Origin of the sequence: Psychroflexus curvus, assembly GCF_020164585.1 — a bacterium.
GTDB lineage: Bacteria > Bacteroidota > Bacteroidia > Flavobacteriales > Flavobacteriaceae > Psychroflexus > Psychroflexus curvus.
In genome coordinates, this window is sequence record NZ_JAIQZF010000003.1 from 147,428 (window position 1) to 165,006 (window position 17,579).

Annotated in this window: 16 protein-coding genes; 4 read left to right on the forward strand and 12 right to left on the reverse strand. The window is 36.6% G+C overall.

The window, feature by feature from the left end; genetic code table 11:
* Positions 1-20: 20 nt before the first annotated feature.
* A complete protein-coding gene (locus tag LB450_RS05040) occupies positions 21-1,187 on the reverse strand; it encodes a FecR family protein (protein ID WP_224486766.1) in 1,167 nt (388 codons plus the stop codon).
* 107 nt (positions 1,188-1,294) lie between these two features.
* Between LB450_RS05040 and LB450_RS05045 the strand changes: the two genes are divergently transcribed.
* The 4 genes from LB450_RS05045 to LB450_RS05060 all read left to right on the forward strand — a co-directional run bounded on the left by LB450_RS05045 (position 1,295) and on the right by LB450_RS05060 (position 7,045).
* Positions 1,295-1,831, forward strand: coding sequence for an RNA polymerase sigma factor (locus LB450_RS05045; RefSeq protein ID WP_224486767.1), 537 nt, complete (start codon positions 1,295-1,297; stop codon positions 1,829-1,831).
* Positions 1,832-2,442: 611 nt separating this feature from the next.
* Entirely contained in the window at positions 2,443-4,089 is a 1,647-nt protein-coding gene (locus LB450_RS05050) for an amidase family protein (protein WP_224486768.1), read from the forward strand.
* A gap of 10 nt (positions 4,090-4,099) precedes the next feature.
* A complete protein-coding gene (locus LB450_RS05055) occupies positions 4,100-6,139 on the forward strand; it encodes a S9 family peptidase (protein ID WP_224486769.1) in 2,040 nt (679 codons plus the stop codon).
* A 222-nt stretch (positions 6,140-6,361) separates the two neighbouring features.
* Entirely contained in the window at positions 6,362-7,045 is a 684-nt protein-coding gene (locus LB450_RS05060; RefSeq protein WP_224486770.1) for a DUF3291 domain-containing protein, read from the forward strand.
* Here the strand turns inward: LB450_RS05060 and LB450_RS05065 are convergent, their stop codons facing one another.
* The 11 genes from LB450_RS05065 to gpmI form a co-directional block, all read right to left on the reverse strand.
* Positions 7,046-8,206 carry a lycopene cyclase family protein gene (locus LB450_RS05065; RefSeq protein ID WP_224486771.1) on the reverse strand — a complete coding sequence of 387 codons (1,161 nt, stop codon included), beginning with the start codon at positions 8,204-8,206 and terminating at the stop codon, positions 7,046-7,048.
* A complete protein-coding gene (locus LB450_RS05070) occupies positions 8,193-8,837 on the reverse strand; it encodes a carotenoid biosynthesis protein (RefSeq protein WP_224486772.1) in 645 nt (214 codons plus the stop codon). The genes LB450_RS05065 and LB450_RS05070 overlap by 14 nt, the downstream gene beginning before the upstream one ends.
* 9 nt (positions 8,838-8,846) lie before the next feature.
* Positions 8,847-10,316: a 1-hydroxycarotenoid 3,4-desaturase CrtD gene (gene crtD, locus LB450_RS05075; RefSeq protein ID WP_224486773.1), complete on the reverse strand. Its 1,470-nt coding sequence runs from the start codon at positions 10,314-10,316 to the stop codon at positions 8,847-8,849.
* A complete protein-coding gene (locus LB450_RS05080) occupies positions 10,317-10,763 on the reverse strand; it encodes a sterol desaturase family protein (RefSeq protein WP_224486774.1) in 447 nt (148 codons plus the stop codon).
* A gap of 4 nt (positions 10,764-10,767) precedes the next feature.
* Positions 10,768-11,607, reverse strand: coding sequence for a phytoene/squalene synthase family protein (locus LB450_RS05085; protein ID WP_224486775.1), 840 nt, complete (start codon positions 11,605-11,607; stop codon positions 10,768-10,770).
* Positions 11,608-11,611: 4 nt separating this feature from the next.
* On the reverse strand, positions 11,612-13,069 hold the full coding sequence (locus tag LB450_RS05090) for a phytoene desaturase family protein (RefSeq protein WP_224486776.1): 1,458 nt from the start codon (positions 13,067-13,069) through the stop codon (positions 11,612-11,614).
* A 1-nt stretch (position 13,070) separates the two neighbouring features.
* Entirely contained in the window at positions 13,071-13,970 is a 900-nt protein-coding gene (locus tag LB450_RS05095; RefSeq protein ID WP_224486777.1) for a MerR family transcriptional regulator, read from the reverse strand.
* A gap of 273 nt (positions 13,971-14,243) precedes the next feature.
* Positions 14,244-15,062, reverse strand: coding sequence for a type I methionyl aminopeptidase (gene map, locus LB450_RS05100; protein WP_224486778.1), 819 nt, complete (start codon positions 15,060-15,062; stop codon positions 14,244-14,246).
* Complete coding sequence (locus LB450_RS05105) at positions 15,063-15,485, reverse strand: BT0820 family HAD-type phosphatase (RefSeq protein WP_224486779.1); 423 nt, start codon at positions 15,483-15,485, stop codon at positions 15,063-15,065.
* An 8-nt stretch (positions 15,486-15,493) separates the two neighbouring features.
* Positions 15,494-16,057, reverse strand: a complete 564-nt coding sequence (locus LB450_RS05110) for a TlpA family protein disulfide reductase (RefSeq protein ID WP_224486780.1) — start codon at positions 16,055-16,057, stop codon at positions 15,494-15,496.
* Positions 16,054-17,574 carry a 2,3-bisphosphoglycerate-independent phosphoglycerate mutase gene (gpmI, locus tag LB450_RS05115; protein ID WP_224486781.1) on the reverse strand — a complete coding sequence of 507 codons (1,521 nt, stop codon included), beginning with the start codon at positions 17,572-17,574 and terminating at the stop codon, positions 16,054-16,056. Before gpmI ends, LB450_RS05110 begins: the two co-directional genes overlap by 4 nt.
* Positions 17,575-17,579: the final 5 nt, after the last annotated feature.

Genomic DNA, 17,579 nt, shown 5'->3' on the forward strand with positions numbered 1-17,579 from the left:
TTATTGGTTGCTGGTTTTTATCAGTTCTTTTTATCAAAAATTCTTACCTGCTTTCCTTTGATTTCAAAATCAAAATCAGAGCTTAAAGCAATAGTTTTTAGGGTTTCGGCAAGGGATTCATCTTCAAATTTTCCCCTGTAACGGTTGTTCAGTAAAGTCTCGATTTCACAAACAATCGTGACATTATACCGGCGTTCTAATTTCTTTTTCAATTCTAAAAAAGACAAACCATCTACAATCAGGATGTTGTCTATCCAGGAATTAAAGTCGCTTGCTAAAACTTTGTTTATTTTAAGGCTTTTCTCAGTTTTACTGAAAACGGCCTGTTGATTTGGCCTTAGTTTTAAAGGATTTTTTTCTTCAGAAGACTTATAAACATTTACTTCCCCTTCCATAAGCGTGGTTTCTGCTTTAGAATCATTGGGATAGGAAGTAATATTGAAGCGGGTCCCCAGAACCTTTATGTCAACACTGGGGCTATGGACTATAAAAGGCTTTTCTCTGTCTTTTGCAACTTCAAAATAAGCTTCACCTATAACTTCCACTGTTCTCGTTTTGGCCTTTAAACCAAAGGTTTGTGGAAACTTCAAGCTCGTTCCGGAATTCAGCCAAACCAAAGTGCCGTCAGATAATTTAAGTTTAAATTTTTCTCCGTAGGGAATGTCTATCCGGGTGATGGACGTGTCTGCAGAACCCCTTTTTGCATCGCCAAAGGTCAACACATTATCCGTTCTGTTTGCCACTACTTCGCCAATTTCGGTTGTAAGACTCATAGTGGATTTTTTATCAATCAATTGCTGGCTCCCATCTGGCAGAGTAATTTGTATGTGTTTTAGGCTTTCGTTAGCTTGTTTAGTGCTGCTTAGACTATTTTTCTTAGCTATTATAATTTCTGATTTTTGGTAGAGAAAGCCTAAAGCGATTAAGACAGTTAAACTTGCAGCAATTGAGATTATCCGGAATCTTCGCCTACGCTGGCGTTTTTTCAACTGAAGCTTAGTGTAGAATTTTTCAAAAGCTTTGTCAGAATCAAAATTCATAGGAATCACAAAGGAATGAGAGCGAACCCGCTTCTTAAAAATTTTAAGATGCTCTGGGTTCTTCATTACCCAATTTTCCAGACGTTTTCTTTCGTTTATGGAAAGATTGCCATTCAAATAGTTATCGATAAGTCCTTCGTATTGCATTTGTAAAAATGTAAACTCTTTACCTAATAGATGCGACTTTGTTAAAAAACCCCTATAAAGATTGATGAAATCTTATATAATTAGACATTATTGCTACTTTGCTTTTTATGAATGAGCTGGTTTTTATTAAAAAACTCAAGAATGGGGACGACGTCGCCTACAAAATCTTGTACGAGAATTATTATGAGTGGCTTTGTAATTATGTGTTTAAGCTATGTGAAAACAAAAAACTTTCAGAAGATATTGTACAGGATATGTTAATGAAGTTTTATGTAAAACGTCATAAAATCAATATCACCTCCTCTTTGAAAAATTACCTTTTCAGGTCTTGCCACAATCAATTTTTACAGCACCTGCGTAAAAAGAAAATTAAATATGACGATTTAGATGAAATCAAATGGGAAGTGATTGCAAGTTCTATGCATACCCAGGAACAGCCCAAAGAAGATAAACTAAAACGCTTGTATCAACTCATTGATGAACTGCCACCAAGATGCAAGGAAATTTTTGTGAAAAGCAAATTAGAAGAAACCAAATACAAAGACATAGCTGTAGAAATGGACATATCTGTAAAAACAGTAGAAAATCAAATGTCTAAAGCCCTGAAATACCTCAGGAAGCAAGCTAATGTAGTTATTTTCTAAACTTGACAATTCGTGAACATTATGCTTTTTATTAAGCAAGTCTCAAAAATAATTGTTTAAAAAAAATTTAACAATAGCTCTTTAAATGAAATTAAGCAACCTATTGGTAACTTCTTCTGAAAAAATCGCATTAAAATTCACAGTGATAAATAAGCTGTTCATGCGAAGAAAAATAGACTTGAGTTATCATTCATATTCATTAGTGAATCAAAAAGCGCAGCACTAATACGAGGACGAATCGGTCCTTAACCTTTAACATAAACGTATTCTAAATTATGTTGTATGGTGAATTTTGGCGCGAAGTCTACTATCTTTTTAAGATAAACGCCGTTCTAAACTTTAATAAAAGAGGTTAAAGCGAATCAGTTTGTATCTGTATCTGAAATTTTTAGCCGAGTTGATTTTATTCATAAAGGTGGCTTAAAACTTGTATATAGTTAAAGAAAAAATTAATAATTACACTTCAATTTTATAAAAATGCTATATTTTATACTATTTACAAATCTGTTTTTTTTTGTTTTAGTTTTTTAAAGTTTACACATATTAGTTATAATTACTAATAATTCGTAAATTCATCACATTATTTCAAACTCAAAAATCACTAAATTTACATGTCTACAACTAAGTTGATTTACCTCGTTTTTATTTCAGTTTTATGCTTTTCCTCTTGTAAAAAGGAAGATTATCCAGAATTCCAAACCTGGGTTCCCTACGATGAAACTGGATTAATCGAAGCCAATGCGGATAAGGAGTCTCAGCGCTTAAGGTACAAACTCATTCAGTCCAAAGTTTCAGATAGGAATGACATCTTAAATACCATCATTCCTCAACTCGAAGGCTTTTCAAAAGAAAGGTACTTAGAGCTTTCTCCGTTAATTATGGATCAAGATATCGAAACACTACAAAACCACATTTCTGAAGATCTGTTTTCTTATAAAGAATTGACGCAATGGTACTTATACAGGATTGCTCAGTTTGAAAGCAACAGGGACTTAGCTTTAAATGCTATAATTTCCATAAATCCTTTCGTTGCAGAGCAGGCAGAAAAGCTGGATGCAGAAACGCCTTCCAAAACACATCCTGTTTACGGGATGCCGATTATTTTAAAAGACAATATCAATACCAAAAACATGGCTACAACTGCTGGTGCGGTTGCTTTATTAAATAATGAAACAGAAAATGATGCCGAAATTGTAAAAAATCTTAAGTCTTTTGGAGGGCTTGTTTTAGGTAAGGCCAATTTGAGTGAATGGGCCAATTTTTTATGTGCTGGTTGTCCTAATGGCTATAGTGCCATAGGTGGCCAAACTTTAAATCCATACGGTCCAAGAGAGTTCGATACTGGTGGATCCAGTTCCGGAAGTGCAGTTGCTGTCGCTGCAAATTACGCTGTTGCTGCTGTAGGTTCTGAAACTTCGGGCTCAATACTTTCACCGTCTAGTCAGCAATCAGCGGTGGGATTAAAACCCACTATTGGGATTCTAAGTCAAGATGGAATCGTTCCTATATCTGGAACATTGGACACTCCTGGTCCCATCACAAAAAACTTACAAGACAATTCGATTGTTTTCTCTGCAATGGCTTCTGCTAAAAGTAAAATTTCACCTTCAAAAGTGCCCTGGGAAATTGAAATCATTAAAAACTTAAAAGGGGTTAGACTTGGTGCTTATAAAGCTTATTCACAAGATTCATTGTACCAAAACGCAATCGACGACCTGAAAACCCTTGGAGCCGAGATCATCGAAATTGATCCTGAGCCTATGGACTTTGAAGGGTTTACCGAATTGTTAAGCGGTGACATGAAAATAGATCTGGAAAAGTATTTAACATTATATGCTTCAGATGAGGTTGAAATAAAAACCGCTTATGACGTCATGAAATTCAATCTAAAAGATTCAACTGTCAGAATTCCATACGGTCAGGCTAGATTTGAAGGTATTGAGGACTTAGACTTAACAGAAGATGAGTTAGTTGATATAAGAACAAAACTCCTATTAGCTGGCATTGATTATTTCGAAAAGCCTATGCAGACCCACAATCTGGATGCTATTATATCCATTAATAATTACAATGCAGGTCAGGCTGCTGCTGCCAAATACCCAGCTTTAACGGTCCCTATGGGATATACAAGTGAAGGCGAACCCGAAGGTCTCACCTTTATCACCAAACCTTATCAGGAATCCGATGTTTACAGCTATGCTAAGCTTTATGAAGCAGCCTCCAAACAACGAAAATCTCCGGAATTATACCTTAACTAAATTTTTATCTATGAATTTTATACGCTTAAGTTTTTTTAGTTTACTACTGTTTTTGAGCACTCAGCTTCAGGCCCAGATTGCAGAAGAGCACTTTAGTTATATGGATCTTTTTGACCTGCAAATGGTTTCCAATCCTGAAATCTCGCCAGATGGTAAGACCATTATATACGAAAGACATCAATTTGATGTGATGACGGATAGAAGATTAGTCAATCTTTGGCAGATCTCTTTTGACGGAGAAAATCATTACCCCATTACTTCAGGAACTCAATACTATGGCAATGTGAGCTGGTCACCTCAGGGTGACAAATTTGCTTACACTTCAAATCACGAGGGTTCTAACCAATTGTATGTGTACTGGACAGCATCTCATACTTCTGCAGCGCTAACCAATTTCACAGAAAGTCCATCTAACATAAGCTGGTCTCCAGACGGTTCTCAACTTCTGTTTAGCAAGTTTGTCCCAGAATCTTCCAAGGCTGTAAAAGCGAATTTACCTAAGCCACCGCCTGGTGCAGAATGGGAACAAGGAGCCGATGTCATTGATAAGGCTGTTTACAGACGTGATGGAGGCGGGTATGTCCAGGACGGCTATCGCCACCTTTTTGTCATCTCTGCTGAAGGTGGAACGGCACGTCAATTAACGTCGGGATCACATCAATTTGGCTCACCTTCCTGGGCACCCGATGGAAAACACATCCTGTATACCGTAAATACCGCTGATGATGCGGAACTCGACCCCAACAATGAGCAAATTTATCAACAAAACATCAGGACTGGCAAGATTGAGCAACTTACAGATGAACGAGGACCTTTCTACTCTCCCAAAATTTCTCCAAACGGAGACTATATTGCTTACACAGGCTTTAAAGATGACTTTGTAGGCTATCAGTTGACGGAGCTTTACCTTATGAATAGAGAGGCTAAGGAGGTTCAGGTTTTATCTGAAGATTTTCCTCAGGATATATCTTCAATCACCTGGGCAAAGGATAGCAAGTCTATTTATTTTAGATACGATGAAGAAGGAAACAGCAAGGTTGGAAACATAGATTTGAATGGAAAAGTGACCAGCATAGCAAAAAACCTTGGTTCAGCCAGTATTGGAAGACCTTATGGTGGAGGAAGTTACTCCGTGTCTAATAAGGGGCGTATAGCATTTTCTCATGTGACCACTTCCACACCCTCAGAATTGGCAGTGGTTGAAGGCAAACTAAATTCAGAACCAAAACTTTTAACCCATTTAAATCAAAACCTCTTAACCTCAAAAAAGACAGGAAAAGTTGAAGAGTTCTGGGTGGATTCTTCAGTGGACGATTTTAAAATTCAGGGATGGATCATGACCCCTCCAGATTTTGATCCTTCAAAAACGTATCCCTTAATTCTTGAAATTCACGGGGGTCCCTATACCAATTACGGCTCTCGCTTTTCACCAGAATTACAATTTATGGCGAGTAAAGGCTATGTCGTGGTATACACCAATCCCAGAGGTAGTACAAGCTACGGAGAAGATTTTGCAGCTTACATCAACCACAATTATCCCAGTGAAGATTACAATGACTTGATGGACGCCACAGATTATGTCATTGATCAGGGTTATGTAGATACAGATAACGTATTCATCACTGGCGGAAGTGGAGGAGGAGTGCTTACTGCCTGGTCTATTGGAAAAACCGATCGTTTTCAGGCTGCTGTTGTGGCTAAACCAGTCATCAACTGGTATAGCTTTGTGCTTACCGCCGATAGTTCACCATTTTTCTCAAAATATTGGTTTAAAGATATGCCGTGGGAATCTCCGGAAGATTATTTGAAGTTTTCTCCCATTTCACTGGTGGGAAATGTAAAAACCCCTACCATGCTGTTAACGGGTCAACAGGATTACAGAACACCGATGAGTGAAACTGAACAGTATTACACAGCATTGAAATTGCAGGGAATAGATGCAGTAATGGTTCGTATTGCAGGTTCTGGTCATGGCATAGCGGGAAAGCCAAGTAATTTGTTTAGAAAAGTAGAGTACATAACCAACTGGTTCGATAAGTATAAGAACTGATTTAGTTTTTTATAATTCTAAACCTGCCTGCCCGTCCGAGTCACGCCTGCCCGTCCGAGTCACGCAGGCGGGCCTGCCCGTCCGAGTCACGCAGGCGGGTTTGAGTCGAATTAGATACAATGCTTACGATAACGAATCATTTTTTGTTTAATTAGTACTAAAATAAAGGTGAAGACTAGGTTGTAAGCCAATTAGTTTTCACCTTTAATCTTTTAATTTTATATGTCTCAAATCACCACACTTACGATTTTAACTTACCAGGGATTCACCGATAAATTCTGGGCTTTGTCTATGATGCAATTTGGTCATCGCTATATGAAATCAGTTCAAGGGCAAACCTTTTATAAACTGTTGGGAAGTGGAAAGGAGAATTTTAATCCTTTTCCAGATTGGAATGTGTATGCTGTTTTACAGGTTTGGGAAGATAAATCTTTTGCTGAAGATTTTTTCAAGACTCATAAGTTGAGTCAGCTTTATCAAAGACATGCCGATAAAATGGAAGTACTTTATTTGGAAAGTATTCAGGCCAGAGGTCTGTGGAACGGTAAAAATCCATTTCAGTCGTCGGTAAAACCTAAAGATATCAGGGAAGAGGATCAAATTGCTGTGATTACCAGAGCAAGCATTAAAACCAACATGCTTTTAAAATTCTGGAAATTTGTCCCGGAATCTCAAAGACCTTTAGAAAATGCGGAAGGCTTACTTTATACCAAAGGATTTGGTGAACTGCCTTTTGTAGAAATGGCGACTTTCAGCATTTGGAAAACTCTAGATCATCTTCAAACTTATGCTTATCAAAGTCATGAACACATCAAGGCTATTCAAAAAACCAGAAAATTGGATTGGTACAGCGAAGAACTTTTTTCGAGATTTCGATTGCAGGAAAAATTGATTTTAAAGGCTTAATTAAGTATTAAATCCACTTCTTAGATGCCTGATAAATCCCTTGATAAAAGGGGAGGAGCTCAAATTCATTATAATTTTTAAATCCTCCTGGAAAGTGGATTTTTCATCCAAAAATCTGAAAATGGTCTGGATAGAATTATTTTTATACATTTTATAAAATAACTCTTCACCAAAATGATTTTCTTTGGTAAGAACTTCCAGAAATATGTTGTCATAGTGCTTGTATTTACCAGGAGTAGAGTCTTTATAAAATTCTTGTTTAGACTTCAGAAATTTGATGAGGCTCTGGCTTTTTCGTTCACAATTTTTAAATGAATATCCAGACGAAGCTTTTACCCATCCGCCAGCAGTACCTATTTTAATGATGTGTTTTTGGCTGTAATCTTCAAAAGGAAAATTTGTCATCGGAATAATGCCCTTTTCAGTTTCAGCAATGCTGTAATTGTCAGTTCGGAGATGTTCTGAAATGTATTTTTTTAAGAAGTCATCGTAGGTGGATTCGCTGACCAAATCTGGACTGAAATAGGTAAATTCTACTAGAGCTTTAGTAGATGAAAAAGGCAGTATATAAGTAAAGCTTGTGCTTTCCCCGTCTTTCAAATCGAAGTCCATCATCGTGAATTTGGAATCATCAAACACAGGAGTTTCTGTTTCAATGACCCAGCCTTTAAAGTGCTGAGCGATATTTAAATAGCTGGTATCTTTCAATGAGTAACTTTCAGGAATTCTGGAGTCGAAAGCAAATTCAGCCTCATAATTTGCTTTATCTGTGGTTACAATAGCACCTTCGTCTGTTTGTGTAATGCTATGGACTTGCTCTGTTTTCCAGGTGATTCTGGGTTTCTGAAGTGTTTTTTTAGCATGCGTGTAAAAGTCAGCCGACCTCAGTGTTTTGTAATTGAATTCTTTCAAGTCAAGAATAATCGTTTCACCTTTGCCTTTTACAATGCCTTGATTCCATGTTTTGTATACCAGATCATCCCATTTTCCTTTTCCTTTCTCCCAAAAACTCCAGGTTCTATCGTTTTTGTTTTTTTGATCTTTATCCAGAATCAGAATGGTTTTATCTTCAAAAAAAGTATCTGCATTCATGGCTAAGGCTAGATTCAATCCAGCCGCTCCCGCACCTACTATAATGTAATCAAATTTAATAATAGACATAGAAATAGACAAAAAACACGAGTTGGACCAGATAGAGATGAAGTGAAATCAAAAAATCACCCTTGAGTTTAGCAAGGTGAAAAATGAGATTGAAAATGAAAGAAATACTCCCCCAGGCTATATAATTATCGATAGGAGCATAGCCTCCAGAAAATTCCCAGAAATCAAAAATTGGAGCAATTTTCTCCATAAATAAATCTAAAAATAACATCATAAAGGTTCCTAGTAAGGACTTAAGAAAAATATTATCAGACAGGTTATTGGCGATCGCTCCGCAGATGAAGGTTAACAAAGCCCAGTTAACTCCAATGAGGATAGGGACTTCAAAAATTTTGGGGCCAAAATTGTTTCCGTAGGCATAGTCCCCGAAAAACAAACCGAAGGTGACGCCAAGATATTCAGCAAAGATCCCAAGGCCTCCAAAAATTATAAACAGGCTCCATTTTTTAAAGGAATGTAAGGGGAAGAATATAATCAAGATAAGAAACATGATCATCAGGTTGAGGGAGGTTCTGCTCGCAAACCAATCCTGATAACCTAAGCTTATTCCAATGATTCCAGATACATGAAAAAGCCACACAATACCTATTGCTATTAAACTATATTTTTTGTCGTTAGTAAGGCTTTTCATCGATTGAGCTTAGGCTTTTGGAACTAAATCTGAAACAATTTTGGCAGAGAGCAAACACAAAGGAATACCGCCTCCGGGGTGAACGCTTCCACCGCAAAAGTATAGGTTTTTTATTTTAGAGCTGAAGTTTGGATGCCTTAAAAATGCAGCAAATTTGTTGTTGCTCGAGGTCCCATAAAGCGAACCTTGAAAAGAAGAGGTAGCAGATTCAATACTCTCTGGAGTTTCCACATGTTCTACCTCTATGTAGTTTTGAATTTTAGTACCCAGGCATTTATTGATTTTGGCAATCACTTTTTCTCGAATATAAGTGGTTTGTGCAGCCCAGTCCTGACCGCAGTTGGTAGGTGCGTTCACCATCACAAACCAATTTTCAGAACCCTCGGGAGCATCACCGTTGACTTCTTTAGACGTAATATTGATGTAAACGGTTGGGTCATCAGCAAAATACTTTTTATTGAAAAGATGATCGAATTCTTTCTCGTAGTTCTCAGTGAAAAGGATGTTGTGCAAATCCAATTCCTTATAAGTCTTATTGACTCCCCAATAAAAGATAAGCGCCGAACTCGAACGTTCCTGCTCTAAGGTCTTTTTGGGTGCTGTTGCTTTTTTCAGCAGAGAATTGTAAGCTGAATACACGTCCATATTACAAACCACCAAATCAAAGTTTTCTACTTTTTGATTTATTTTTAAGCCATTGACTTCTCCGTTGTCATAGATGATCTCATCTACCTTTTGATTAAGGTGAAATTTAATTCCAACATCTCTGGCCAGTTGTGTAAGGCTTTTGGAGATGTCGTGCATCCCGTGTTTTGGAATAAAAGCGCCATAGTTCATTTCCAAATGAGGAATCATGGACATGATTCCAGGTGTTTTGTAGGGAGATGAACCATTGTAAGTGGCAAATCTGTTGAATAGCTGAACAAGCTTAGGATGGTCAAAATATTTTTCATTAACTTCATTAAGGCTGCTATCCAGATGTAACTTGCTTAAATTGAAAATAGCTTTCACCGTATCTTTTGAAAGATAAGTGCCCAACTTATGAAGTGATTTTTCTAAAAATAAACTCGAAGTAAGTTCATACTTGTTTTGCGTGCTTTTTAAATAATCGCTGAGGTGTTGTTCAGACTCGTTAAAAGTTTTAGAAGCATCTTTTATGAACTCTTCTTTATCTGCTTTCACTTGAAATTGCTGACCATCTTCCCAGAAATAATTACAAATGCTATCTTTCTTTTTGTATTGAAAGTAAGATTTGGGATCAACCTCAAAAAGACCAAACAATTCATCCACAAGGTGTGGCATTGTAAATAGGGAAGGGCCGTAATCAAATCTGTAATCTCCTCTTTGGAAGCTGTGAAGTTTTCCTCCTGTATAGTCGTTTTGTTCAAAAACATCTACATCATAACCTTTGGCTTTTAGCCTCAATGCTGAAGCAATTCCAGCAATGCCAGAACCTACCACTGCAGATTTCATTTTCATTTATTTTCTGTTTTTTAGAAATTTCGCAGGGGGTATAAGCATGCCAAAACATTCACCATCTTCTTTTCCCAAATGTTTGTGATGAATTTTATGAGCACGCCTTATGCCTTTGGCATACCAGTGGTCAGCTTTTCTAAACAACTTAAACCGCTGATGAATAAAAATATCGTGTACGAGAAAATAGGCTAAGCCATAACCTGCAATTCCAGCACCTATGGCAACGGCAAACTGAAACTCAGCCACCATAAAAAAATACATACTCACTACGGCGTAAAATACAAAAAACAAATCGTTGCGCTCCCACCAGCTTTTGTGGTCTTTATGATGGTGATCTCTATGAAGCACCCATAAAAATCCGTGCATAACATACTTATGTGTAAACCATGCCATGAATTCCATTCCCAAAAATGTTGCTATAAACACAACAATCCAAATCAATATATTCATAATCTTAAACTAAATTAAATCTACAAGAAATGTAAGACTTCGCTAAGAGACTAGCTTTTTGATAATTAGGCACCCTTATTCTTTTATTTTTAATTTCAACTGATGGTGTATTTTTTAATTTTTCAAGCAGTTTGGAATAGTAAATATAAGCTGTATAAACTCCTAATTTCGCTTCTACCGGCAGATTACCAATACCTCTTAAACCGGCTTGAAAATCTGCATCAATTTCAAATATAATGGCTTTTTTGGTTTCTTCGTCTAGACGACTCAAATCTGCATCCGGAAAGTAAGATCGTTCCAGCTCTTCGCTGTCTGCCTTAAGGTCTCTTAAGAAATTTACCTTTTGAAAGGCAGACCCCAATCGCATGGCATCATCTTTTAAATTTTCGTAAGCTTCATGATTTCCCTTTACAAAAACTTTTAAGCACATCAGTCCCACTACATCAGCACTTCCATAAATGTAAGCTTCATATTCTTCCTGTGTCAAGTAATTGGATTTATGCAAATCTTTTTCCATACTATCCATAAAAGATTCATAGAGATGAGCATCAATATTATATTTATGAACGGTTTCCTGAAAACTGTTTAAAATAGGATTTAAACTTATTTTATCCTCAATGGCTTCATACATGTCAGTTTGAAAGCTTTTAAAGAGCTTTGCTTTATCGTAATCATGAAACGTGTCTACTATTTCATCTGCAAATCTCACGAAACCGTAAATATTATAGATATCCTGTCTTATAGAAGGAGCAAGCAGTTTTGTAGCTATAGAAAATGAAGTGCTGTAAGAATTGGTAACCAACTTACTGCAATCTCTAGAAACTGTATCGAATAATGATTTCATTGCGTTAATGTTTTTCAATTAATTCAGATACCAATTTACCTGAAATCAATGCTGGTGGAACCCCTGGACCTGGAACAGTAAGCTGACCAGTAAAATATAAATTTTTTACCTTTTTACTTTTTAGTTTTGGTCTTAAGAAAGCTGTTTGGAGTAAGGTATTTGCCATTCCATAAGCATTCCCTTTGTATGAATTATAATCTTTCACAAAGTCATTCACACAAAAGGACTTTTTAAATATAATATTTTTTTGAACATCCTGATTAGTAAGAGATTCAAATCTGGTCATGATTTTGTTAAAATAAGTTTCTCTAAGCTCTTCAGTGTCTTCTACACCCGGTGCAATGGGGATTAAAAAGAATCCGTTTTCATGACCCTCCGGTGCTGTAGTTGGGTCTGTTTTGGATGTGAAATTGGCATAAAATAAAGGTTCTTCAGGCCACCTGGGGGTGGTGTAAATATCTTTAGCATGCTCATTGAAATCAACATCGAAAAATAAATTATGATGCTTTATGTTCTTGAGTTTTTTATCAAAACCGATGTAAAATAATAAAGAAGAAGGGGCGAAGACTTTCTTATCCCAATACTCTTCTGAATATTGACGGTGTTGTTGATCTAATAAGGTCTCCGTATGATGATAATCGGCTCCCGAAAGAATGACATCAAATTTTTTAAACTCACCATTTATTTCTAAAGCTTTTGCAATCTTATTTTCAACATGGATTTTATCTATAGTTGCATTTGTATTTAGTTTGACTCCCAAAGATTCTGCCAGTTTTACCATGCCAGCTATGACCTCATGAAACCCACCTCTAGGGTGCCAGGTTCCTAATCCAAAGTCAGCATAATTCATGAAATTGTAGAAGGAAGGCGTTTCGCTTGGTTTAGCTCCCAGAAATAAAACAGGAAATTTTAAAATCTGTTTTAATTTATCACTTTTGAATTCCTTTTCAACATCTTTATCTACAGTGCTAAAAAATTCACCGAGTTTCGTTATGGTTTTTGGCGTGACCAGTTCTAAAGGAGAGACACCGGGCTTGTACACCAAATCTTTGATGGCAATATCATAATTCTTTCGAGCATTACCGATAAATTTCTTCAGCTTTTTAGCTCCGTTTTCTTCTTCACGATCAAATATTTTATAAATCTTTTCAAGGCTATCTCCAATTTCAATGGTTTCTCCACCTTCAAAAACAACCTGGTAGCCAGGATCTAATCTATCCAGCTCATAATAGTCAGATGGTTTTTTCCCAAAGTCTGCAAAAAAGCGTTCAAAAACATCTGGCATCCAATACCAGGATGGTCCCATATCGAAAGTAAAACCATTTTCTTTGAAGCGTCTTGCTCTGCCGCCAAGGCTATCATTTTTTTCAAATACTTCAACTGTATTGCCTTGTTTAGCTAAATAACATGCTGCTGCTAATGATGAAAAGCCGGAGCCAATTACTGCAATCGATTTACTCATTTTATAAATTTAATGTCAATTCTGAAATATCCCTAAATGCTCTAATTCCTTCTGGAAGTTTTGTGTTATTTTCTAATAATTCTTTAGATTTTTTGCCGAGTAACCAATATTCGCATCTTCCATCTGGGCATATATGCACCTTAAAGTCATCAAGGTATTGCTTCAAATTGTCAGGTTTTACAGTAAGATAACTCACGAAAATTGTATTATCATATAAAGTGGAAAGATAGGTCAAATCTTCCATAGGAAGACTTTGGCCAAGAAATATTACTTTATATCCATGTGATAAGATTTCATAATTAGCATAGAATAAACCTATGTCATGAATTTCTTCATCAGGAAGGAATAACACAAAGACTTTATCTGTTTTGGAAGCCTGTTCTTTTTGAAGACTTTCAATATTGATAAAGAGTTTTTGCTTAACCAGATTGGAAATAAACTGCTCGTGGGCAGGAGTAATAGTTCCAGCTTGCCATAGCATACCAATCTCAATCATAAGTGGAATAAAAACTTCCTCGTAAATTTCTGAAAAAGTTTTATTGGTAAGAAGGTTATCATAAGTTCTTAAAAATAAGGGCTGATCAAAATTCATCATAGCCACCTTCATAGATTTCAAAGCTCTGTTTGAATTACTCTTACTCGTGGTGATACTTTGAACAAGTTCAGAAATTTCTCCATCATCCAACTTGGAAATGCGTGAAATTTTATATCCATTCTCATTTAAAAACGCAATATTTAAAATTTTCTGAAGTCCGGTGACTCCGTAATTTCTAATATTGGTTTCGGTGCGTTCAGGTTGTAGAACACTGTACCGTTTCTCCCACATACGTATGGTATGTGCCTTAATACCGCTCAACGATTCTAAATCTTTAATGCTGAAATTTTGTTTAATGTTTCCCATGATTTTATATAACAATAGTCAAAAATAGACATAATAATGATACTTTGTTTAAAAAATCAAGTTAAAACTTAAACAAATAAACTTAAAAATGGGTGAAGCCAAATTCTGAAGTCTAAATTTTATTGGGAAATGTACAGAGTTTGCTGGTTTGCACAGGCTTTCTTAATCAGATAAAAAATCTGATTAAACAAACCAAACAGGGTTAAAGCTATTTCATTTTTTTATTTAACTCACTACCTGCCTTTGCCAAGGAACGCAGGCAGGCTCACTACTCTATAGCAAAGAAACATCAAGTCTATAAGGATCTTCTTCTTTGGTTTCTATACCTAAAGCTTCATGGACATAATCAAACGTGGAGAGCAGTCTGGGTTGACCGTCTATTAAAGCCACATCATGTTCAAAATGGATACTTGGCTTACCGTCTGAAGTTAGAATTGTCCATCCGTCTGGTAATTGTTTTATGCGTTTGGTTCCCAGGTTAATCATGGGCTCTATGGCAACCGTCATGCCTTCTGTAAACTTTTTGCCACGTCCTCTTTTGCCATAATTAGGCATTTGCGGATCTTCGTGCATTGTTTTGCCTAAGCCATGTCCCACGAGTTCCCTCACAACGCCATAACCATGTTGCTCGGTGTATTTCTGGATGGCATAACCAACATCTCCAACTCGGTTACCCGCTACAAACTGGGCAATCCCTTTATAAAGCGACTCTTTGGTGATGCGAATAAGTTGTTTTACATCTTCATCAACTTCGCCCACTTCAAAAGTGTAGGCATGGTCTCCGTAGTATTCATTTTTGATAGCTCCACAATCAACCGATAGGATATCCCCTTCCTCCAAAGCTTTGTTATTTGGGATCCCATGAACAACTTGTGCATTTGGGCTTACACACAAGGTATTTGGAAAATCATAAAGACCAAGAAATCCGGGAACAGCTCCATGATCTCTGATAAAGGCTTCAGCCAATTTATCGAGATGTAAGGTTGTAACTCCCGGCTTTATTTCTTTTGCAATCATGCCAAGGGTTTTGGATACAATCTGTGCACTTTCATGCATAAGTTTTATTTCTTCTCTTGTCTTTGTAATTATCATTTATAGCTGTTTAAAAATAGATTCAAAAAATCCTTTCTTTTTGTTTTTTAATTCTTCTAGCTCTTTATCCTTTCCTATTAATTCCCTGTAAATTTCTCCCCAGCCTGGAAATCCACCAATATTCCTGTCGTCTATGAAAATATCAGCATTTATTTTTCTACTGATATTGTCTGCATATTCTTCTTCAGGATAACTTTTATTGACCGCATAAAACTCAAGGCCGTGTTTTCGGCAAAATTCTACAGCTTCTTCCAGCCTTTCATCAGATCTATACGTCCAAAGAATGAGAATAAAACCCTTTTTTTGAAGCTTTTTTAGAGTTTCAAAGGCAAACAACATGGGTTTACCAATAGAAGGGTAATTATTTTCTACTATGGTTCCGTCAAAGTCAATAGCTAAAATCGGTCTTTCGGATGAAAACATAAGGTCTTTTAAAAATCGTAAACGTGTTTGTAATCTTCTTTTGAGAAAATTTTGAGAAGATCTTTTTCGAGAGTTTCTTGAGGAAATTCTACAAAACGATTGAGTTCATTCCCGTTAGTGTCATAGACTATTAGTGTAGGAACGTTGAAAACATTGAGCTTTTCCCTTTCTACTTCTGAGACATTGGGCACAATTTTATCTCTGTCCACACCAACAATTCTCAAGTTATCTAGATTAAAATCAGCCTGATTTAATATTTTGATTAAATGAGGAAATTCTCTCCGGCTATCTGGACACCAGGTTCCCATATACACTGAAATATGAAACTCACTGTTCTTTAATTCTGATTTGATTTGAACAATAACTTCAGCTTTTGGAGTATAACTTTCATATCCTGAGTTGAACCAGGTTTTGTTGACTGTGGACTTCAATTCTTCTAAATTGAAATCACCAAGCATAAGTTTATAATCTTGTAAATCTGTTTTACCCTCGGCAGCAAATTCAGAAGAAATGAAACTTGAAAATCCCAGGCTCAGACCGAGGATAATAAACAGGCTAACTAATTTGTTCATGATAATAATGAGTTTTGAGTCATAAGATCTGGTTTCTTAATATCCATCAAATCTAAAATGGTAGGAGCGATATCTCCCAGTATGCCATCTTTTATGGATTTGATGTCCTTGTCTACCAAAATGAAAGGAACTGGATTTGTCGTGTGAGCTGTATTTGGTGAGCCGTCTTCATTCACCATCGTTTCACTATTTCCATGATCTGCGATAACAATAACTGAATAGTCTTGTTTTTCAGCTTCAGTCACTACTTCTTTAAGGCATTCATCTACGGTTTCACAAGCCTTTACAGCAGCATCAAAATCTCCAGTATGTCCTACCATATCTGGATTAGCAAAGTTTAAGCAAATAAAATCCCCATTTTGTTCAGAAATTTCTTTTACAAGCTTGTCTTTTAACTCATAAGCACTCATTTCTGGCTGTAAATCGTATGTGGCTACTTTTGGAGAATTCACCATAATGCGCTTTTCATCTCTAAAAGGTTCTTCTCTGCCTCCAGAAAAGAAAAAAGTAACGTGCGGATATTTTTCAGTTTCTGCAGCGCGTATTTGAGATTTACCGGTGTATTCCAGTACCTCTCCTAGCGTTGCTTTGATGTTTTCTTTTTTATAGACAACATTGATGTTTTTGAAGGTGTCATCATATTTCGTCATGGTGACATAGTATAAAGGAATGGACTTCATGTCATTTTCTGGAAAATCTTCCTGACTTAGAGCCTGTGTAAGCTGTCTTCCACGGTCGGTTCTAAAATTGAAGAAAATCACGACATCACCTTCAGCTATTTTTGCAACGGGCTCTTCATTTGCAGTAACAGCAATTGGTTTTATAAATTCATCCGAAATACCATCATCATAGCTTTTCTGTAAAGTTTCCAGTGGGTTTTCTGTATAAGTTTCTGCTTCGCCCTTAACGATTAGATCGTAGGCTTTTTCTACTCTTTCCCAGCGCTTATCCCTGTCCATTGCATAGTATCTTCCAATGATACTTGCCAGTTGGGTGTCGGTTTTTTCAAAATGAGGCATAAGTTCTTCAATAAAGCCTTTGCCAGAATGTGGGTCAACATCTCTACCATCTGTAAAGGCATGAACATATTTTTTTGAAATTCCGTAGTCCTGGGCTGCAGTGACTAAACCTTTAAGGTGTTTGATATGAGAATGAACTCCACCATCGCTCACTAATCCTAGAAAATGTACAGCTTTATCGTTGTTCTTGGCATAATTAAAAGCTTGTTCTAAAACAGGCTCATCTTTAAGCGTGTTTTTTTCTACAGCTCTGTTGATTTTGACTAAATCCTGATATACGATTCTTCCTGCACCAAGATTCATGTGACCAACTTCAGAATTCCCCATTTGTCCCTCAGGTAAGCCAACGTTCAATCCGTCAGTTCTTAAAGTGGCATGTGGATATTTTTTATATAAGCTTTCCATGAAAGGAGTCTTTGCTTTGTCTACTGCAGAAATTTCTTTGGAAGGAGAAATGCCCCAGCCATCTAATATTGTTAATATGACTTTTTTGCCCATTGGAT